At 70.8% G+C, this 20,062-nt stretch carries 16 protein-coding genes; 11 read left to right on the plus strand and 5 right to left on the minus strand.

Translation table 11 applies throughout. The features are described 5' to 3' along the window. Positions 1 to 78: 78 nt before the first annotated feature. From ACA511_RS28590 to ACA511_RS28600, 3 genes are all read left to right on the plus strand, one after another. Positions 79 to 1,092, plus strand: a complete 1,014-nt coding sequence (locus ACA511_RS28590; RefSeq protein ID WP_375027722.1) for an ABC transporter permease — start codon at positions 79 to 81, stop codon at positions 1,090 to 1,092. Beyond that, positions 1,092 to 2,159, plus strand: a complete 1,068-nt coding sequence (locus ACA511_RS28595; RefSeq protein ID WP_375027723.1) for an ABC transporter ATP-binding protein — start codon at positions 1,092 to 1,094, stop codon at positions 2,157 to 2,159. Before ACA511_RS28590 ends, ACA511_RS28595 begins: the two co-directional genes overlap by 1 nt. A gap of 119 nt (positions 2,160 to 2,278) precedes the next feature. Further along, a complete protein-coding gene (locus tag ACA511_RS28600) occupies positions 2,279 to 3,346 on the plus strand; it encodes an ABC transporter ATP-binding protein (protein WP_375028078.1) in 1,068 nt (355 codons plus the stop codon). Positions 3,347 to 3,510: 164 nt separating this feature from the next. On the opposite strand, the gene ACA511_RS28605 is transcribed toward ACA511_RS28600, so the two are convergent. The 5 genes from ACA511_RS28605 to ACA511_RS28625 form a co-directional block, all read right to left on the minus strand. Further along, the gene (locus tag ACA511_RS28605) at positions 3,511 to 6,012 is read right to left on the minus strand and encodes an ABC transporter permease (protein ID WP_375027724.1); all 2,502 of its coding nucleotides are present in this window, start codon (positions 6,010 to 6,012) and stop codon (positions 3,511 to 3,513) included. Further along, positions 6,009 to 6,839: an ABC transporter ATP-binding protein gene (locus ACA511_RS28610; RefSeq protein ID WP_375027725.1), complete on the minus strand. Its 831-nt coding sequence runs from the start codon at positions 6,837 to 6,839 to the stop codon at positions 6,009 to 6,011. Before ACA511_RS28610 ends, ACA511_RS28605 begins: the two co-directional genes overlap by 4 nt. 297 nt (positions 6,840 to 7,136) lie before the next feature. Next, positions 7,137 to 7,817, minus strand: coding sequence for a response regulator (locus ACA511_RS28615; RefSeq protein ID WP_375027726.1), 681 nt, complete (start codon positions 7,815 to 7,817; stop codon positions 7,137 to 7,139). Between the two features lie 129 nt (positions 7,818 to 7,946). Then, positions 7,947 to 9,170 (minus strand): sensor histidine kinase, encoded by a 1,224-nt coding sequence (locus ACA511_RS28620; protein WP_375027727.1) that lies wholly within the window; start codon positions 9,168 to 9,170, stop codon positions 7,947 to 7,949. A gap of 143 nt (positions 9,171 to 9,313) precedes the next feature. Further along, the gene (locus ACA511_RS28625) at positions 9,314 to 10,249 is read right to left on the minus strand and encodes a RecB family exonuclease (protein ID WP_375027728.1); all 936 of its coding nucleotides are present in this window, start codon (positions 10,247 to 10,249) and stop codon (positions 9,314 to 9,316) included. Between the two features lie 119 nt (positions 10,250 to 10,368). Here ACA511_RS28625 and ACA511_RS28630 point away from each other — a divergent pair, with 119 nt between their 5' ends. The 8 genes from ACA511_RS28630 to prcA all read left to right on the plus strand — a co-directional run bounded on the left by ACA511_RS28630 (position 10,369) and on the right by prcA (position 19,909). Continuing rightward, positions 10,369 to 11,547: a M50 family metallopeptidase gene (locus ACA511_RS28630; protein WP_375027729.1), complete on the plus strand. Its 1,179-nt coding sequence runs from the start codon at positions 10,369 to 10,371 to the stop codon at positions 11,545 to 11,547. A 73-nt stretch (positions 11,548 to 11,620) separates the two neighbouring features. Beyond that, the gene (locus ACA511_RS28635) at positions 11,621 to 12,541 is read left to right on the plus strand and encodes a tRNA (adenine-N1)-methyltransferase (RefSeq protein WP_375027730.1); all 921 of its coding nucleotides are present in this window, start codon (positions 11,621 to 11,623) and stop codon (positions 12,539 to 12,541) included. A gap of 340 nt (positions 12,542 to 12,881) precedes the next feature. Beyond that, positions 12,882 to 14,645 carry a proteasome ATPase gene (gene arc, locus ACA511_RS28640; RefSeq protein WP_375027731.1) on the plus strand — a complete coding sequence of 588 codons (1,764 nt, stop codon included), beginning with the start codon at positions 12,882 to 12,884 and terminating at the stop codon, positions 14,643 to 14,645. Between the two features lie 147 nt (positions 14,646 to 14,792). After that, entirely contained in the window at positions 14,793 to 16,310 is a 1,518-nt protein-coding gene (dop, locus tag ACA511_RS28645; RefSeq protein WP_375027732.1) for a depupylase/deamidase Dop, read from the plus strand. A 283-nt stretch (positions 16,311 to 16,593) separates the two neighbouring features. Further along, positions 16,594 to 16,803, plus strand: a complete 210-nt coding sequence (locus tag ACA511_RS28650; RefSeq protein WP_375027733.1) for a ubiquitin-like protein Pup — start codon at positions 16,594 to 16,596, stop codon at positions 16,801 to 16,803. Positions 16,804 to 16,911: 108 nt separating this feature from the next. Continuing rightward, on the plus strand, positions 16,912 to 18,057 hold the full coding sequence (locus ACA511_RS28655) for an endonuclease VII domain-containing protein (RefSeq protein ID WP_375027734.1): 1,146 nt from the start codon (positions 16,912 to 16,914) through the stop codon (positions 18,055 to 18,057). A gap of 217 nt (positions 18,058 to 18,274) precedes the next feature. Next, a complete protein-coding gene (prcB, locus tag ACA511_RS28660) occupies positions 18,275 to 19,120 on the plus strand; it encodes a proteasome subunit beta (RefSeq protein ID WP_375027735.1) in 846 nt (281 codons plus the stop codon). Between the two features lie 21 nt (positions 19,121 to 19,141). Next, on the plus strand, positions 19,142 to 19,909 hold the full coding sequence (prcA, locus tag ACA511_RS28665; protein ID WP_375028079.1) for a proteasome subunit alpha: 768 nt from the start codon (positions 19,142 to 19,144) through the stop codon (positions 19,907 to 19,909). Positions 19,910 to 20,062 lie beyond the last annotated feature (153 nt).

The raw sequence follows: 20,062 nt of genomic DNA on the forward strand, positions 1-20,062 counted from the left end.
CAGAAGGCAGGTGAAGGCGACGCCCGCCGGCCGGGACGGCCTACAGGTCGTCCCGGCCGGCGGGTGGGGCCGAGGAATGTGTTCGCATACATCATTCGGCGCCTCATCGGTGCCGTCCTCATGATGCTGCTGGTCAGCCTGGTGACCTTCGGCATCTTCTTCGGACTGCCGAAGCTGGCGGGACAGACCACCGACCAGATCGCGGCCGGCTACGTCGGCAAGGCTCCGACGGCCGACGCCATCCAGGACACCAAGGAGCGGCTCGGCCTCGACAAGCCGATCGTGGTGCAGTACGGGAACTACGTGAAGGCCATCGTGGTCGGCAAGGACTACAAGGCCGGCCCCGTGACCGACCACTGCCCGGCGCCCTGCCTCGGCTACTCCTACCGCAGCAGCCAGCCGGTGCTGGAGACGCTGCTCGACCGGGCTCCGGCGACCGCGTCGCTCGCCCTGGGCGCCGCCGTCATCTGGCTCGTCGGCGGCATCGCCACCGGCGTGGTCTCGGCGCTGCGCAGGGGCTCGCTCTGGGACCGCACCGCGATGATCATCGCGTTGAGCGGGGTGTCGCTGCCCATCTACTTCACCGGCCTGGTCTCCCTCGCGCTGTTCTCCTACACGCTGAAGATCTTCCCGGGCGGCGGCAGCTACCTGGGCATCACCGAGAACCCGGTCACCTGGTTCCAGTCGCTGGTCCTGCCGTGGGTCACGCTCGCCTTCCTTTACGCGGCGATGTACGCGCGGCTCACGAGAGCGGGCATGCTGGAGACGATGAACGAGGACTACATCCGCACCGCCCGCGCCAAGGGGCTCCCGGAGAGGACCGTCGTCACCAAGCACGCGCTGCGCGCGTCGCTGACGCCGATCCTCACCATCTTCGGCCTCGACCTCGGCCTGCTGCTCGGCGGAGCGGTGCTGACCGAGAACACCTTCGGCATCCCCGGTCTGGGCCAGCTCGCGATCAGCTCGATCAACGGCGGCGACCTGCCCATGGTGCTCGGCATCACGCTGATCACGGCGGGTTCGATCGTCGTGATCAACCTGATCGTCGACCTGCTGTACGCCGTCGTCGACCCGAGAGTGAGGCTGAGCTGATGACCGGCACCGCGCCCGCCGCGGACACCGCGGGCACCGGCGAGGCCCCCACCGCGTTCCTCGACGTCCGCGACCTGAAGATCCACTTCCCGACCGACGACGGCCTGGTGAAGTCGGTGGACGGCCTGTCGTTCCAGCTGGAGCGCGGCCGCACGCTCGGCATCGTCGGCGAGTCCGGCTCGGGCAAGAGCGTGACCAGCCTCGGCGTCCTCGGCCTGCACAACAAGCGCAATGCCAGGGTGTCCGGCGAGATCTGGCTGAACGGCAAGGAGCTGGTGAACGCCTCGCAGACCGAGGTGCGCCGGCTCCGCGGCCGCGACATGGCGATGATCTTCCAGGACCCGCTGTCGGCGATGCACCCGTTCTACACGGTCGGCAAGCAGATCATCGAGGCGTACCGCGTCCACAACGACGTGTCCAAGCAGGTGGCGCGCAAGCACGCCATCGACATGCTCGGCCGGGTCGGCATCCCCAAGCCGGACAAGCGGGTCGACGACTACCCGCACCAGTTCTCCGGCGGCATGCGGCAGCGCGCCATGATCGCGATGGCGCTGTCCTGCGACCCCGAACTGCTGATCGCCGACGAGCCGACGACGGCGCTGGACGTGACCGTCCAGGCGCAGATCCTGGACCTGATCCGCGACCTGCAGGAGGAGTTCAACTCCGCCGTCATCATGATCACCCACGATCTCGGGGTGGTCGCGGAGCTGTCGGACGACATCCTGGTCATGTACGCGGGCCGCGCCGTGGAGTACGCCTCCGTCGACGACGCCTTCCACCGGCCGCTGCACCCCTACACGTGGGGGCTGCTCGGGTCGATGCCGCGGCTGGACCGGGAGCGCACCGAGCGGCTGCTGCCGATCAAGGGATCGCCGCCGAGCCTGATCAACGTCCCGTCCGGGTGCGCGTTCCATCCGCGCTGCCCCTACAAGGACCTCAACGGCGACAAGAGCACGACCGTCCGGCCGGAGCTGGTCGAGGTCGAGCCGGGCCACAAGGCGGCGTGCCACCTCCCGCTCGCCAAGAAGCGGGAGATCTGGAACGACGAGATCCGGCCGAAGCTGTGACGAGCACGGGTGGGAACGAGACTGTGAGCACATCGAAGACCCCGGCCGGCCAGGCCCCGGCCGAGAACCCGGCCGCGGAGACCGGCCCCGCGCCGAAGCGCCCCGCGGACGGCGAGCCGCTGCTGGAGGTGGAGAACCTCGGCAAGCACTTCCCCATCACCGCCGGGCTGCTGCGCCGGCAGGTCGCGGCGGTGAAGGCCGTCGACGGCGTGTCCTTCTCCGTCCGCAAGGGCGAGACGCTCGGGCTGGTGGGGGAGTCCGGCTGCGGCAAGTCCACCACCGGCCGCATGATCATGCGGCTGCTGGACCCCAGCTTCGGGAAGATCACCTTCGAGGGGCACGACATCACCACGATGTCGCAGGGCCGGCTCCGGCCGCTCCGCCGCGACCTCCAGATGATCTTCCAGGACCCGTACTCGTCGCTGAACCCGCGCAAGACCGTCGGCGCGATCGTCGGGGCCCCGTTCCGGCTGCAGAACATCGAGGCCAAGCAGGGCGTCAAGAAGGCCGTCCAGGAGATCCTGGAACTCGTCGGCCTCAACCCCGAGCACTACAACCGCTACCCGCACGAGTTCTCCGGCGGGCAGCGGCAGCGCATCGGGATCGCCCGCACCCTCGCCCTCAAGCCGAAGCTGATCATCGCGGACGAGCCGGTGTCGGCGCTGGACGTGTCGGTGCAGGCGCAGGTCGTCAACCTGCTGGAGGACCTGCAGGACGAGCTCGACCTCACCTACGTGGTCATCGCGCACGACCTGTCGGTCGTCCGGCACATCTCCGACCGCGTCGCCGTCATGTACCTCGGCAAGATCGTCGAGATCGCCGACCGCGCGGACCTGTACCAGCGGCCCATGCACCCCTACACCAACGCGCTGCTGTCGGCGGTGCCCATCCCGGACCCGAGCGAGCGCGACCAGCGCACGCGGATCCGGCTGCAGGGCGACGTGCCGAGCCCGATCGACCCGCCGCCCGCCTGCCGGTTCCACACCCGCTGCTGGAAGGCGCAGGACATCTGCAAGCAGGTCGAGCCGCCGCTGATCGAGCTCAGCCCCGGCCACCAGGCCGCCTGCCACTTCCCGGAGAACACCACGGTCAGCGCCACCGACGCGGTCGCCAAGGCCGCGGTGGCGCCCGGCACGACCGCGGCCGAGGCCGCCCCCGCCGGCGACCCCGGGCCCGCGGCGGACTGACCCCGTCCCGCGGCGCGGGCCGGCCCGCCCCGCGGACGAGCGGAACGCGCCGCCGCCGGCCTTCCCCCCGGCGCGGCCTCCCGCACGAGAGAAGGACCCGGCCCCCTCCACGCGGAGGGGGCCGGGTCCTTCTTCTCTGGCCCCGCACCGGGGGCCCGTGGCCGCTACTCGGTCGAGATGGCCTTCAGGACGTCCATGCGCCCCGCCCGCCACGCCGGCCACAGCGCCGCCAGCACACCGATCACCCCGGCCACCACCAGGTACACCGCCAGCGTCCCGTACGGGACGGCGAGGACGCCGAGGCCCTGGTCGGCCAGCGCGTTCTGCAGCGCCGCGCCGAACGCCACCCCGATGCCCATGCCCAGCAGCGCACCGAACACCGCGATCATGATCGACTCCAGCCGGATCATGCGGCGCAGCTGCCGCCGGGAGATCCCGATCGCGCGCAGCAGCCCGATCTCCCGGGTCCGCTCGATCACCGACAGCGCCAGCGTGTTCACCACCCCGACCGCCGCGATGATCACCGACATGATCAGCAGGATGGTCAGGAACGTCACGAACCCGTCGACCTGCTTGCGGGCGTCGTCCTTCAGCGTCGCCTGGTCGGCGACCTCCAGGTTCGGGTACGCCTTCACCGCCGACTCCAGCGCCGACTTCGTCGCGGGGTCCGCCGCCGCCGTGTCCACCACCATGACCCCGACCGTCGGCCGCACCGTGTGCCGCAGGTGCGCCTGCTGGGAGACCAGCCGCGGCCCGATCAGGTCGCTCTTGGTGTACACGCCGCTCAGCGTCAGCTGCTCGGCCCGGCCGTCGGCGAACGTGACGGGCACCGGCGTCCCGACCTTCCAGCCCTGGTCCTTCGCGGTGTCCTCGTCGACCATGATCGAGGACGGGCCGCCGGCCGCGGAGCCCGACACCATCTTCAGCCGGGCCGCCTTCGCCAGCGTCGGCAGGTCGCCCGCCGTGTAGTGGACGTCCTCGCCCTTGATCTCGGCCTTCGCGTCGTAGGTGGGCGACGCCGCCACCACCCCCGGCGCGGCCTTGATCCGCTGCTGCGCCTCGGCGTTCACGCCCCCGGCGCCCTGCGACTGCACCAGGTAGTCCGCGCCGAACTGCGCGTCCACCTGCTCGTCGAGCGACGCCCGCATCGTCGCGCCCAGCACGTTCACCGTGGTGATCAGCGCCAGGCCGATCATCAGCGCCGCGGCCGTCGCCGCGGTGCGGCGCGGGTTGCGCAGCGCGTTCTGCCGCGCCAGCCGGCCGGGGGAGCCCATCAGCCGCGCGAACGGCGCGCCGAGCACCTTCATCACCGGGACGCTGATCACCGGGGCGAGCATCGCGACGCCCACGAACACCGCGAACGCGCCCGCGCCGACCGGGACCGCCGGATTGTCGCCGCCGCCCGCCAGCCCGACGCCGATCAGGCCCGCGCCGGCGAGCGTGAGCAGCGACCCGAGCGCGATCCGGATCCGCAGCGACCGCTGCGGCAGCGCCACGTCGTCGCGCATCGCCGCCACCGGCGGGATCTTCGCGGCGCGCCGCGCCGGGAAGTACGCCGACACGACCGTCACCACGATCCCGACCACGTACGACCAGATCACCGGCGTCGCGGTGAACGTCAGGCCGCCCTGCCCCGCGTCGCCCATCTGCGACTGCAGCAGCGACGCCAGCCCCGCACCCGCCGCGAGGCCCAGCGTGGACCCGACCGCGCCGACCGCGACGGCCTCGCCGATCACCGCCCGCGTGACCTGCCCGCGGCCCGCGCCGATCGCGCGCAGCAGCGCCAGCTCACGCGTCCGCTGCGCCACCAGCATCGAGAACGTGTTGAAGATGATGAACGCCCCGACGAAGATCGAGATCAGCGCGAACACCAGCAGGAACGTCCGGAAGAAGCTCATCATCTGCGCGATGTCGCTCTTGGACTCCTCGCGCAGCTTCTCCCCGGTGACGGCCTCGACGCCCTGCGGGAGCACCTTCGCGACCCGGTCGCGCAGCTCCTGCTCGGACGGCCCCGCGGAGCCCATCTCGATGTCGCTGAAGTAGCCCGGCTTCAGCATCAGCTTCTGCGCCGTCGGCGTGTCGAACGCGGTGAGCGTCGCGCCCATCAGGTTCCCCGTGTCGACCAGGCCCACGACCGTCATGCGGGCGGGCGCCCCCGCGGTGAGGACCTGCGTGGCGTCCCCGACGGCGAGCCCGCCCTTCTCCGCGGTCTTCGCGTCGATGACGACCTCGCCCGGCCCCTGCGGCGCGCGGCCGGACGCCAGGTCGTACGACCCGCCCGCCGTCCAGTTCGCCCCGATCTGCGGCGGCCCGTTCTGCGCGGTCCCCACGACCTTGCCGTCCTTGCCGACGACCGCCGCGTACCCGTTGACGTTGCCCTTCGGGTCCCGCACGCCCTCGACGCCCCGCAGCGCCTTCAGGACGGTCTCGGGCACCGGCTGCGCCGCCGTGCCGTCGTCGCCGCCGCCCACCACCTGCTTGGCCCGCACGTCCACGGCCACGTTCGAGCCGATCCGGCTGAACAGCGAGTCGAACTGCTTGTTCATGCTGTCGGTGAAGATCAGCGTGCCGGCCACGAACGCCACGCCGAGGATCACCGCGACGGCCGTCAGCACCAGCCTGATCTTGTGCGCCGCGAGATTGCGGAGCGTGACCTTGCCCATCATCGCGCCGACACCCCGGATTCCGGCGCGCCCGCGGGACGCGTGTTGTGGCCGCCGGAGTCGAAGCCCTTCATCCGCTCCAGCACCCGCTCGGCGGTCGGCTCCGTCATCGTGTCGACGATCTGCCCGTCGGACAGGAACAGCACCTGGTCGGCGTACGCCGCCGCGGACGGGTCATGGGTGACCATCACGATCGTCTGGCCCATCCGCCGCACCGAGTCCCGCAGGAACCCCAGCACCTCGGCGCCGGACCGCGAGTCCAGGTTCCCCGTCGGCTCGTCCGCGAAGATGATCTCCGGCCGGGACGCCAGCGCCCGCGCGCACGCCACCCGCTGCTGCTGCCCGCCCGACAGCTCGGACGGGCGGTGCTTCAGCCGCGGCCGCAGCCCCACCGTGTCGATCACCTCGTCCAGCCACGCCCTGTCGGCCCTGCGGCCCGCGATGTCCATCGGCAGCGTGATGTTCTCCAGCGCCGTCAGCGTCGGCACCAGGTTGAACGCCTGGAAGATGAACCCGATCTTGTCGCGCCGCAGCCGCGTCAGCTGCTTGTCCTTCAGCGCCGTCAACTCGGTGCCGCCGACGAACACCTGCCCGGAGTCCACCGAGTCCAGGCCCGCCATGCAGTGCATCAGGGTCGACTTCCCCGACCCCGACGGGCCCATGATCGCGGTGAACCGGCCGCGGGGAATGCCGACCGTGACCCCGTCGAGCGCGACGACCTGGGCGTCGCCGCGCCCGTACACCTTCGCGATCTGCTGGGTCCGTGCGGCGAAGTCGCCCGCCCCGGGCGCGGACTGCGCGCCGGCGGTCGAAGGGGCGGTGTTCGTCACTGGAGACTCCCGTGTGTGAGTGGTGAAAGGGCGCCGGACCGCGCCGAGCCCCCGGCGATCCGACACCCAGAACACTAGAAGCCCGGCGAACCCGATGGATGCACCCCAGGAACGGACTTGCCGGTCCACCCGTGGCAGGAGACGCCCGCCCCCCGTCGTCCTACGGGAGTAGACCCCGCCCGCCGAACACCGGGGGCGACTCAGGGACCGACCCTGAAACCGGCCGGGGCCCGGCCCGCCACACCGCCTCCGACACGGGACCGCGCCGGGGGACGCCCGGTCGCCGCGCCGGAGGCGTCAGCTCTGCCCCGGCCTGCTCAGACCCGTCTCGTACGCGTACACGACCGCCTGCACGCGGTCCCGCAGGCCCAGCTTCGCCAGCACGTTCCCCACATGCGTCTTCACGGTCGTCTCGCTCACCACCAGCTCCGCCGCGATCTCCGCGTTCGACTGCCCGCGCGCCACATGCGCCAGCACCTCGCGCTCCCGCGCGGTCAGCGTGTCCAGCCCCGGCGGCGGCGTCTGGTCGCGCACCGCCGGCAGCCGCGTCGCGAACTTGTCCAGCAGCCGCCGCGTCACCGACGGCGCGACGATCGCGTCGCCCTCCGCCACGATCCGGATCGCCTGCACCAGGTCCTCCGGCGGCGAGTCCTTCAGCAGGAACCCGCTCGCCCCCGCCCGCACCGCCTCGATCACGTACTCGTCCAGGTCGAACGTCGTCAGGATCAGCACCTTCGGATCATGGGACGCCGCACCCTCCCGGATGATCCGCCGGGTCGCCTCGATGCCGTCCACCCCCGGCATCCGGATGTCCATCAGCACCACGTCCGGCAGCAGCGACCGCGTCATCTCCACCGCCGCCGCGCCGTCCCCGGCCTCGCCGACCACCGCGATCTCGGCCTCCGCCTCCAGGATCAGCCGGAACCCCGTCCGCAGCAGCGGCTGATCGTCGACGAGCAGCACCCGCACCGTCGTCATCGCGTCACCCCTGCGCAGTGCCGCCCAGACCGCTCCATCGTCCCCGCTCCTCGCCTCACGACACTCCTGACCTGCCGCCGCACGCCGCCCGTCCGGCCCGCGGCCGGACCTCGTCCGGCCCCCGGCGGCTCACGCCTCCAGCGGGAAACGGGCCCGCACACCGAACCCGCCGCCGACCCGCGGCCCGATCCTCAACTCGCCACCGTACAGCGCCACACGCTCGTACATGCCGACCAGCCCATGACCCGGATTGTCCCCGTTGTCGGCCATGAACGTCGCCGTCCCGCGCCCGTCGTCCTCGATCTCCACCGTCAGATCGTCGTCGCCGTAGTACAGCCGCACCCACGCCCGCGCCTGCGGGCCCGCGTGCTTCAGCGTGTTCGTCAGCGCCTCCTGGATCAGCCGGAACGCCGCCACGTCCACCCCCGGCGACGGCGACCGCGCCTCGCCCTCGATCCATAGCTGCACCGACAGCCCCGTCTCCCGCACATGGTCGAGCAGCTCCCCGAGATCGCCCAGACCCGGCTGCGGCGCCAGCTCCCGGCCCGCCTGCTCGGCGTCCCGGTCCGTCCGCAGCACCCCCACGATCCGCCGCATCTCGCTCAGCGCCGTCCGCCCGACCTCCTCGATCGTCGACATCGCCTCCCGCGCGCTCCCCGGATCCCGGTCGATGATCCGCCGCGCCGCCCCCGCCTGCACCGTCATCACGCTCACATGGTGCGCCACCACGTCGTGCAGCTCCCGCGCGATCCGCGACCGCTCCTCGATCCGCGCCGCCCGCGCGTCCGTGCCCCGCGCCCGCTCCAGCCGCGCCGCCCGGTCCTCCAGCTCCGCGAAGTACGCCCGCCGCAGCCGCAGGTTCCGGCCCAGCATCCACACGCCGATCACCAGCGCGCAATCGGTGACGATCACCAGCGGCTCCGACGACACCGGCAGCACCAGCAGGTACGCCAGGAAGTACACGAACCCGACCAGCCCGCCGAGCGCGCTCTGCGCCAGCCCCCGATGCGCCGCCACGCTGTAGACCGCGATCAGGAACGCCACCACGTCCGGCACCGCCGGCGGATAGTGCAGCACCGCCATCACCAGCTCACCGCCGATGATGTACAGCAGCACCGGCAGCGGATGGCCGCGCCGCCACGCCAGCGCCATCGTCACCGCGACGACCAGCAGCCCGTTCCAGGCGTCCGGCGTCCGGAACTCCTCGTAGCCCCCGCCCTCCGGAAGCTCCTGCAGGAACAGCTGCGGCAGCCCCACCAGCAGCAGCCCGACCGCGAGCAGCGCGTCGGCCGCCTGCGGGCGTGCCTGCAGCCAGGCACGGGCGGCGTGAAGACCACGGATGCGGGGTGACACGACACTCACCCTAGGAGGTCGTGGCAGGCCCTGAGCCCTCCTGAACGCGGATCCGCCGTCATCCCCAAGGATGAGCCCGCGACACCCCCGCGAGCGGCGCAGCAGGGGCTTCGCGAACCTCCAGGACCCCCGCGCTCCCGCGCCTACAGGTCCCCGTGCTCCCGCGCCCGGCCCTCCAGGTCCGCCGGCGACGGGCGGCGCACCGGCGCAGCCGGCAGCGGCGGGGGAGTGCCCCCGAACTCCGGGCACCGCTCCTTGTGGTCACACCAGTCGCACAGCCGGCCCGGCCGCGGCCGCCACTCGCCCGAGTCCATCGCCCGCCGGATCGCCTCCCACAGCGCCTCCACCTTCCGCTGCACGGCCCGCAGGTCGGCCTCGTCCGGCTCGTACCGCAGGACCTCGCCATTGCCCAGGTACATCAGCTGCAGAAGGCGCGGCACCCGGCCCCGCAACCGCCACACCACCAGCGCGTAGAACTTCATCTGGAACAGCGCGCGCGCCTCGAAGTCCGCCCGCGGCGCCGTCCCCGTCTTGTAGTCCACGATCCGGACGTCGCCGCTCGGCGCCACGTCCACCCGGTCGATGTAGCCGCGCAGCTTCAGCCCCGAGTCGAGCACCGTCTCCACGAACAGCTCCCGCTCCGCCGGCTCCAGCCGCCGCGGGTCCTCCAGCGTGAAGTACCGCTCCACCATCCGCCGCGCCTGCGCCAGCCACTCCGCCCGCTCTGCCTCCCCGGCCTCCCCAGCCGCGAACAGCTCCGCCAGCTCCGGCTCCGCCGCCAGCAGCCGCTCCCACTCCGGCCCCAGCATCTCCAGCGCCGCCGCCGGGGTCCGCGTCCCCGTCGGCAGGTCGAACAGCCGCTCCAGCACCGCGTGCACCAGCGTCCCCCGCGCCGCCGTCGCACTCGGACGCTCCGGAATCCGATCGATCACTCGAAACCGGTACAACAGCGGACACGTCATGAAATCGCCCGCGCGGGACGGCGACAACGACCCCACCACCGCGACATCCCCCACGCCCCCGCCGCCACCGCCCGCAGACGGAACGGACGCCTCACTACCCGCCTCGGTCGTCGTCATGGCACAGCACACTAGGCGACACCACCGACGAAAATCCCGCACCCGCCCCCGCCCGGCCCGCCCCCTCCCCGCGCCCACCGGCGACGCAACCCGCCCGCCGGGGCCGTAGCATCGAAGACGTGACACACAGCGCGCCCCCGACCCAGGGCAAGACACCGGCCGGAGGCCCCGGACCCGACGACGGCCCCACCCAGAGGCCCGGCCTCCACATGGGCCGCGTCCTCGGCGTCCCCGTCTACGTCTCACCCAGCTGGTTCCTGGTCGCCATCCTCGTCACCGTCATGTTCGAAGGCCAAGTCCACGACGTCGTCGACCGCCCCCTCAGCTACCTCGTCGCCTTCACCTACGCCGTCCTCCTCTACGGCTCCGTCTTCGTCCACGAACTCAGCCACGCCGTCACCGCGCGCATCTTCGGACTCCCCGTCCGCTCCGTCACCCTCCACGTCCTCGGCGGCGAAACCGCCATCGAACGCGAAGCCCCCAACCCCGGCCGCGAATTCCTCATCGCCTTCGCCGGCCCCCTCACCAACCTCGTCCTCGCCGGACTCGGCCTCCTCGCCCACGCCACCCTCGCCCTCCCCGACGTCGCCCTACTCCTCCTCGAAGCCCTCACCTTCGCCAACCTCCTCGTCGGCCTCTTCAACCTCCTGCCCGGCCTCCCCCTCGACGGCGGACGCCTCGTCCGCGCCGCCGTCTGGAAGGCCACCGGACGCAGCCGCAGCGGCGCCATCTTCGCCGGCTGGGTCGGCCGCGCCGTCGCCATCGGCTGCCTCGTCGCCGGCGCCTTCCTCGCCACCTACACCACCGCCGACGGCGGCATCGGCTGGCTCGCCCTCCTCTGGTCCGCCCTCATCGCCTCCTTCATCTGGGTCGGCGCCACCCAGGCCATCCGCGCCGAACGCGTCCGCGACCGCATCCCCCTCCTGTCGGCCCGCAGCCTCGCCCGCCGCGCCACCCTCGTCACCGCCAGCACCCCCCTCGCCGAAGCCATCCGCCGCGCCCACGACGACCACGCCGGCGCCATCGTCATCGCCGACCACGACGGCCGCCCCCTCGGCCTCGTCAACGAGAAGGCCGTCACCGCCACCCCCGAGCACCGCCGCCCCTGGATCACCGCCGGCGAACTCTCCCGCGGCATCCACGACGACCTCACCCTCCCCGCCGACATCACCGGCGACGACCTCCTCGACGCACTCCGCCGCGCCCCCGCCTCCGAATACCTCCTCATCGAACCCGACGGCAGCGTCTACGGCGTCCTCGCCGTCACCGACGTCGACCGCACCTTCACCGGAATCTGACCCGCCCCGGCCCACCGCCCCCGGCCCCCGCGAGGGCCTGACCTGCCCGCGCCCGCCGCTAGCCTTGACCCCCATGAGCGAACCCCAGCCGAACGAACCCACCTCACCCGGCCGCATCCCCCACGGCCCCCTCCGCCCCGGCGACCAGGTTCAGCTCACCGACCCCAAGGGCCGCATCAACACCATCACCCTCCAACCGGGCAAGCTCTACCACTCCCACAAAGGCTCCATCCCCCACGACGACATCATCGGCAGCCCCGAAGGCACCGTCTTCCGCTCCACCGGCGGCATCGAATACCTCGCCTTCCGCCCCCTCCTCGCCGACTACACCCTCCGCATGCCCCGCGGCGCCGCCGTCGTCTACCCCAAGGACGCCGCCCAGATCATCGCCATGGCCGACATCTTCCCCGGCGCCCGCGTCATCGAGGCCGGCGCCGGATCCGGCGCCCTCACCTGCTCCCTCCTGCGCGCCGTCGGCGAACACGGCCTCGTCTCCTCCTACGAACGCCGCCCCGACTTCGCCGACATCGCCCGCGCGAACGTCGAGAAGTTCTTCGCCGGCCCCCACCCCGCCTGGCGCCTCACCGTCGGCTCCCTCGAACACGCCCTCACCGAAAACGACGCCGACCGCGTCGTCCTCGACATGCTCGCCCCCTGGGAGACCCTCGACGCCGTCGCCAAGGCCCTCATCCCCGGCGGCATGGTCTGCGCCTACATCGCCACCACCACCCAGATGTCCCGCGTCGTCGAAGACCTCCGCGCCCAAGGAGGCTTCGCCGAGCCCTACGCCTTCGAGACCATGCTCCGCTCCTGGCACGTCGACGGCCTCGCAGTCCGCCCCGACCACCGCATGGTCGGCCACACCGGCTTCCTCGTCACCGCCCGCCGCCTCGCCGACGGCGTCACCCCGCCCGCCCGCCGCCGCCGCCCCGCCAAAGGCGCCCACCCCGCACCCGCCGACGACGCCACGCCCGGACGCACCACCGAGTCCTAGATCACACCCCGCCGCCCCCGGGCCGTCGCACACCGTCACCGCCCCTGCGCCCACCCCGCCGCGACGCGCCACGACGCGCCGCACCGGCACATCCGCGCCCCGAGACGCGCCGCACACTCACCGAACTCGGCAAACCCCCCGTCACGACACGCCCGAACCCGCGAACCCCCAGGTCCACGCCCCGTAACCCCCCGCCCCACACCACCCCCGCAGCACCCCTCCCAACCCCCCGGGAACACCCCCGCACGACACGAACACCGAATGGGCAGGTTACGGAAGCCCTCCAGATAGGTAGGGTCTCAGTAGGTCGTCGGCTCTCTTCGTGAGGAGGTGACGGGGCGTGGCCGCTCGTGACGATGCTGGGGCGCGCAGGGCGCAGCACGAAAAGGAGGTCAGAGACCTCCAAACGCAGATCTCCTTCCTGGAGGAGGAGATCTCCGTGCTGCGCCGCAAGCTCGCAGAATCCCCGCGCCAAGTACGTGTGCTGGAAGAACGCCTCCATGAGGCACAAGCGAACCTGGCCGCCGTAACCGGCCAGAACGAGCGACTCGTAGCGACCCTCAAAGAGGCTCGCGAACAGATCGTGGCGCTCAAGGAGGAGGTCGACAGGCTCGCACAACCACCGTCCGGATTCGGTGTCTTCCTCGAAACACGCGACGACGGAACGGTCGACATCTTCACCGGAGGACGCAAACTCCGCGTGAACGTCAGCCCCGCCGTCGACACCGACGAGCTCCAACGGGGCCAAGAGGTCATGCTCAACGAGGCCCTCAACGTCGTCGAAGCACTCCAATTCGAAGAGCAGGGCGAAGTCGTCATGCTCAAGGAACTCTTCGACGACGGGGAACGCGCCCTCGTCATCGCGCACGCCGACGAGGAACGCGTCGTCAAACTCGCCGAACCGCTCCGCGGAGTCCCGCTGCGCGCCGGCGACTCCCTCATGCTCGAACCCAGGTCCGGCTACGCCTACGAGAAGATCCACAAAGCCGAGGTCGAAGAACTCGTCCTCGAAGAGGTCCCCGACATCTCCTACAACGAGATCGGCGGACTCGGCTCCCAGATCGAAATGATCCGCGACGCCGTGGAACTTCCCTACCTGCACGCCGACCTCTTCCGCGAACACCAGCTCAGGCCGCCCAAGGGCGTCCTCCTCTACGGGCCCCCGGGATGCGGCAAGACCCTCATCGCCAAGGCCGTCGCCAACTCGCTGGCCAAGAAGGTCGCCGAGCAGACCGGCGCCGAAGGCAAGAGCTTCTTCCTCAACATCAAGGGCCCCGAACTTCTCAACAAGTACGTCGGCGAGACGGAGCGGCACATCCGCCTCGTCTTCCAGCGCGCCCGCGAGAAGGCGTCCGCCGGAACCCCCGTCATCGTCTTCTTCGACGAGATGGACTCCATCTTCCGCACCCGAGGCTCCGGAGTCTCCTCCGACGTCGAGAACACCATCGTCCCGCAGCTCCTCAGCGAGATCGACGGCGTCGAAGGCCTGGAGAACGTCATCGTCATCGGCGCGTCCAACCGCGAGGACATGATCGACCCCGCGATCCTGCGCCCCGGCCGCCTCGACGTCAAAATCAAGATCGAACGACCCGACGCCGAAGCCGCCAAGGACATCTTCTCCAAGTACATCCTCGGCGGACTCCCGCTCCACCCCGACGACCTCAAGGAGCACGGCGGCTCCGAAGAGGCCACCGTCGAGGCCATGATCCAGCGGACCGTCGAACGCATGTACACCGAAAGCGAGGAGAACCGCTTCCTGGAGGTCACCTACGCCAACGGCGACAAGGAAGTCCTCTTCTTCAAGGACTTCAACTCCGGCGCGATGATCCAGAACATCGTCGACCGCGCCAAGAAGATGGCCATCAAGCAGTTCCTCGACACCGGCCAGAAGGGCCTCCGCGTCGCCCACCTCCTCGCCGCCTGCGTCGACGAGTTCAGCGAGAACGAGGACCTGCCCAACACCACCAACCCCGACGACTGGGCCCGCATCTCCGGAAAGAAGGGCGAACGGATCGTCTACATCCGCACCCTCGTCTCCGGAACCAAGGGCGCCGAGGCCGGACGGTCCATCGACACCGTCGCCAACACCGGCCAGTACCTGTAACGCCCCGCACCATGACGGAAACCGCGCGGCGGCCCCCCGGAAGGGAGGCCGCCGCGCCCGCGTCCGCCCCCGGCCCGGCCGCGCCACACCCCCCGCGACACCCCGGTCCCGTGGCTCCACCCCCGCCGCCCCGATAGGCTCGACGATATGAGTGTTCGGCGGGTGATGGGCATCGAGACCGAGTACGGCATCTCCGTACCCGGCCAGCCAGGGGCCAACGCGATGGTGACCTCCTCCCAGGTCGTCAACGCCTACCTCGCGGCATCGGCGGCACGGGCGCGCAGAGCCCGCTGGGACTTCGAGGAGGAGAACCCCCTCCGGGACGCACGCGGCTTCGACCTGGCCCGCGAGGTCGCCGACCCCACCCAGCTCACCGACGAGGACCTCGGCCTCGCCAACGTCATCCTCACCAACGGCGCCCGCCTCTACGTCGACCACGCCCACCCCGAGTACTCCGCGCCCGAATGCACCAACCCCCGCGACGCCGTCATGTGGGACAAGGCCGGCGAACGCGTCATGGCCGACGCCGCCCAGCGCGCCGCCCTCGTCCCCGGCACCCACCCCATCCAGCTCTACAAGAACAACACCGACAACAAGGGCGCCTCCTACGGCTGCCATGAGAACTACCTCATGCGCCGCGAGACCCCCTTCGCCGACATCGTCCGGCACCTCACCCCCTTCTTCGTCTCCCGCCAGGTCGTCTGCGGCGCCGGCCGCGTCGGCATCGGCGTCGACGGCCGCGGCGACGGCTTCCAGATCAGCCAGCGCGCCGACTTCTTCGAGGTCGAGGTCGGCCTGGAGACCACCCTCAAGCGGCCCATCATCAACACCCGCGACGAACCCCACGCCGACCCCGAGAAGTACCGGCGGCTCCACGTCATCATCGGCGACGCCAACATGGCCGAGCTGTCCACCTACCTCAAGCTCGGCACCACCTCCCTCGTCCTCGCCATGATCGAGGACGGCTTCCTCACCGTCGACCTCTCCGTCGACATGCCCGTCGCCGCCCTCCGCGCCGTCTCCCACGACCCGTCCTGCAAGCACCTGCTCACCCTCCGCGACGGCCGCAAGATGACCGCCGTCCAGCTCCAGATGGAGTACCTCGAGCAGTCCCGCAAGTACGTCGAGGACCGCTTCGGCGCCGACGTCGACGAGATGACCACGGACGTCCTCGACCGCTGGGAGTCCGTCCTGCACCGCCTCGGCGACGACCCCATGCAGCTCTCCCGCGAACTCGACTGGGTCGCCAAGCTGGCCCTCCTGGAGGGCTACCGCAGCCGCGACGGCCTCGACTGGTCCCACCCGCGACTGCAACTCGTCGACCTGCAGTACACCGACATCCGGCCCGACAAGGGGCTCTACAACCGCCTCGTGGACCGCGGCCGCATCGACCGCCTCGTCACCGAGGCCGACGTCGAGGCCGCCGTGGAGGACCCGCCGGAGGACACCAGGGCCTACTTCCGCGGCCGCTGCCTGCGCCAGTACGCCGAGTCCGTCGCCGCCGCCTCCTGGGACTCGGTCATCTTCGACGTCCCCGGCCGGGAGTCGCTCCAGCGCGTCCCGACCCTGGAGCCCCTCCGCGGCACCAAGCAGCACGTGGGCGCCCTCCTGGACCGCTGCCGCACCGCGGCCGACCTGGTGGCCACGCTGACCGGCCAGGGCTGACTCACGGCCTTCCGGGGCCGGGCGGCGCGCGAGCGCCTCCCGGCCCTTTCGCGCGCCATTGGATAGTGTGACTATCGAGCCCCATCGCCCCGCTGACCTGCACCGACGGGTGAGGTGTCGGTTTCGTGACCGCTATGCCCGTTTCACTGGCCGGCGGACCGGCGATAACCCGAGCATGCCCCCGGACCTCGGGGACGGAGACGGCGAAACGGACGTTTCAAGATCCGCTAGTCGTCGAAGATCCCGGCTAGGGTCGGAGGCACCGGCAGAGCGGAGGTACGGAATGGCCACGAAGGACACCGGCGGGCAGAAGCAGACCACCCGGCGCACGGAAGAGGTCGAGGAGACCGAGGCCACGACCACCGAGGACGTGCAAGAGCGCCAGGAGAAGCTCACCGACGACGTGGACTCAATTCTGGACGAAATAGACGAAGTATTGGAAGAGAACGCAGAAGACTTCGTCCGCGCGTACGTCCAAAAAGGCGGACAATAACACCCAAAACGGACATCGTGCGAATCGGAGGAAAGTGAGCCTTTCTGGCGCTCTCTGACAACTTAAAAATGGATGCAAGGCATGGGCGGGACGAGTAAAGTCCCGCCCATGTCGTTCAAGAAATGCCCCGACTGCGGTGAGGCCAAGCCGGTTTCGGAGTTCTGGAAGCTGAAGGCGTCCAAGGATGGGCTGGCCTACTACTGCAAGGTGTGCTTCAGCTTGCGGAACAGCCGCTCTTATCGGAAGAAGCAAGCCGAGGCCGGTCAGAAGACGCGAGCATATCGAAAGCGCCCCGAAGTCCCGGAAGGGATGAAGCACTGCGCACGGTGCGATGAGACGAAACCGGTCGGCGCATTCGGAAAGAACCGCGCCACCCGTTCGGGGCTGACCGACTACTGCCGCCCCTGTCACAATGAGGCCATCGCGGAGATCAAGAAGCGCAACCACGGGAGCACCCGCAACTATCTGCTGAAGCTTCGGTACGGCGTCACCGAGGAGCGGGTGGAGCAGATGATCGCCGAGCAGGGCGGTGTCTGCGCGATCTGCCTGCGGGCTGAGCCGAAGCACGTCGACCACGACCACCTGACGGGCCTCGTCCGCCGCATGCTCTGCTTCAAGTGCAACGGAGGGCTCGGGCAGTTCAGCGACGACCCGGCCCTCATGCGCCTTGCCGCGGACCACCTCGAACTGCGGGGGGCCCACGCCAGGCGGATGCGGATAGAGATCGGCGCACCGGTCTTCGGAGGGCCCGACCGCGTCCGATGGGACCCGTTCTGGCGCACGAGGGGGGACGCGCTGCGGTCGGCGCGGCACTACCACCTGCGTCAGAAGTACGGGATCAACGATGAGGACACGAAGTGGCTCCTCGGGATCCAGGTCGGCTACTGCGCCGTGTGCTGCGACCTTCCGGCTGAGCACGTCGACCACGATCACAGGACGGGAGCCGTGCGCGGCTTGGCGTGTTCGAGATGCAACGCGGGCATGGGGCAGCTGAGGGACGACCCGATCGCCTTGCGGCGCGCGGCGGACTATGTGACGGGTCGCCTGGTGAAGACGGTGACCGGTGAGGACGGCGGCACGCGTTTGTCGCTGACCGTTCCGGACGTCGACCCGGCGACGGTTCCGAAAGGCGGTTGGAAGGAGTTCTGGGAAGAGGACGGCCGGTACCGCAGGGAGTCCCTGCCGTTCGACGAGGAACTCGACATGCCGACGTGGGACGACTTGGACCAGGACGGCGCACCGATGCTCGGCTGAGCGCCGAGCCGCGCAATTGGGTGAGCGCCCGCGATGAGGGGTGCGGGCTCTCATGCCATCGTGTCCGGTCGCGGTGGTGCCGGGGCGGGGTTCGCCGTGGGCTTACGCGGGCGGGGATCGCGTGGCATGCGCTCGGGCGACCTTGAACAGTAGGGTCGTAGACGTCCGTGCCGGTGGGGTTGTCCAGCCGGCGCCATGGTGGAGGGAAGGGAGTCGCGTGGCGTCCCACGATTCGCACATCGGGCGTCTGCCCGGGTTGTTCGCGAGCCCGGATACGTCGTCGTTCACCGAGTTCCTGGGGGCGTACTCCCCGCAGTCGCTGCCCGGCGGGCGGACGCCGCCGTCGTCACGGGCGGGGGACGACATCCCGCACGGGACGACGATCGTCGCGGTGGGCTTTCCCGGCGGGGTGGTGATGGCGGGGGACCGGCGGGCCACGGCGGGCAACGTCATCGCGCAGCGCGACATCGAGAAGGTGTTCCGGGCGGACGAGTTCTCCGCGATCGCGATCGCGGGTACGGCCGGCATCGGGATCGAGATGGTGCGGCTGTTCCAGGTGGAGCTCGAGCACTACGAGAAGCGCGAGGGCCGGACGCTGTCGGTGGAGGGCAAGGCGAACCGGCTGGCGACGATGGTGCGGCAGAACCTGGGGATGGCGATGCAGGGCCTGGCGGTGGTGCCGCTGTTCGCGGGCTATGACGAGGAGCGCGACGGGGGGCGGATCTTCTCCTACGACCCGGCGGGGGGCCGGTACGAGGAGCGGGACTTCCACTCGATCGGCTCGGGGTCGGTGTTCGCGCGGGGCGCGCTGAAGAAGCTGTACCGGGCGGACCTGTCGGCGGAGGACGCGGCGCTGGTGTGCGTGCAGTCGCTGTACGACGCGGCGGACGACGACTCGGCGACGGGCGGGCCCGACCTGGCGCGCCGCATCTTCCCGGTGGTGGCGTCGGTGACGTCGGACGGGTATCGCCGCCTGGGCGAGGACGAGGTGGGCGCGCTGGCGCAGGCCGTCGTCGACGGACGTTACGACTCGCCGGGCGGTCCGACCGCCCCGCTGCGATAGAAGGGATCCTGACCGGTGTCCATGCCGTTCTATGTGTCGCCCGAACAGCAGATGAAGGACAAGGCGGATTACGCGCGGAAAGGGATCGCGCGGGGCCGCAGTGTCGTGGTTCTGCAGTACGACGACGGCATCCTGTTCGTGGCGGACAATCCGTCGCGGGCGCTGCACAAGATCAGTGAGATCTACGACCGGATCGCGTTCGCGGCGGTGGGGAAGTACAACGAGTTCGAGAATCTGCGGTTGGGCGGGGTGCGGTACGCCGACATCAACGGGTACCAGTACGACCGCCGGGACGTGACGGCGCGGGGGCTGGCGAACGTGTACGCGCAGTCGCTGGGGACGATCTTCACGGAGACGAACAAGCCGTACGAGGTGGAGCTGGTCGTCGCGGAGGTGGGGGAGGACTCGGACACCGACCAGATCTACCGGCTGACGTTCGACGGTTCGGTGGCGGACGAGCACGGTTATGTGGCGATGGGCGGGCAGGCCGATGCGGTGGCGCAGTCGTTGAAGGACGGCTATCGCGAGGGTTCGTCGCTGGTGGAGGCCTTGCGGACGGCGGTGCGGGCGCTGGAGGCGCAGGACGCGGACCGGCATCTGGAGGCGACGTCGCTGGAGGTCGCGGTGCTGGATCGCAATCGTGAGCACCGGCTGTTCAAGCGGCTGGCGGCGGCGCGGATCGCGGATCTGCTGTCGGCGGCGGAGGGGGCCGGCGGGCAGGGGAGCGCGGCGGAGGGCGCGGAGTCCGGTGGGTCCGCCGGGTCGGCGCCGGGGGAGGACGAGGACTGAGGCGCGGGCCGGTGCGCCGCCGGGTGGCGGGGCGCCGGCCGGGCCGGGGACGGGCCCGTCGTGGCGGGGTGGCGGTGGCCGCCTTCGCCGCGGCGGGTCCGTCGTGCCTCGGGTGTGCGGGCGGTGCGGGTGTGCGGGCGGTGCGGGTGTGCG

Source organism: Actinomadura sp. GTD37 (assembly GCF_041951365.1).
Taxonomy (GTDB): domain Bacteria; phylum Actinomycetota; class Actinomycetes; order Streptosporangiales; family Streptosporangiaceae; genus Spirillospora.

Bases quoted from the DNA above. Each gene is read 5' to 3' on its own strand.
- ACA511_RS28595 (WP_375027723.1), top strand. From the start codon at position 1,092: ATGACCGGCACCGCGCCCGCCGCGGACACCGCGGGCACCGGCGAGGCC.
- ACA511_RS28605 (WP_375027724.1), bottom strand. From the start codon at position 6,012: ATGATGGGCAAGGTCACGCTCCGCAATCTCGCGGCGCACAAGATCAGG.
- ACA511_RS28615 (WP_375027726.1), bottom strand. From the start codon at position 7,817: ATGACGACGGTGCGGGTGCTGCTCGTCGACGATCAGCCGCTGCTGCGG.
- ACA511_RS28625 (WP_375027728.1), bottom strand. From the start codon at position 10,249: ATGACGACGACCGAGGCGGGTAGTGAGGCGTCCGTTCCGTCTGCGGGC.
- ACA511_RS28635 (WP_375027730.1), top strand. From the start codon at position 11,621: ATGAGCGAACCCCAGCCGAACGAACCCACCTCACCCGGCCGCATCCCC.
- dop (WP_375027732.1), top strand. From the start codon at position 14,793: ATGAGTGTTCGGCGGGTGATGGGCATCGAGACCGAGTACGGCATCTCC.
- ACA511_RS28650 (WP_375027733.1), top strand. From the start codon at position 16,594: ATGGCCACGAAGGACACCGGCGGGCAGAAGCAGACCACCCGGCGCACG.
- ACA511_RS28655 (WP_375027734.1), top strand. From the start codon at position 16,912: ATGTCGTTCAAGAAATGCCCCGACTGCGGTGAGGCCAAGCCGGTTTCG.
- prcA (WP_375028079.1), top strand. From the start codon at position 19,142: ATGCCGTTCTATGTGTCGCCCGAACAGCAGATGAAGGACAAGGCGGAT.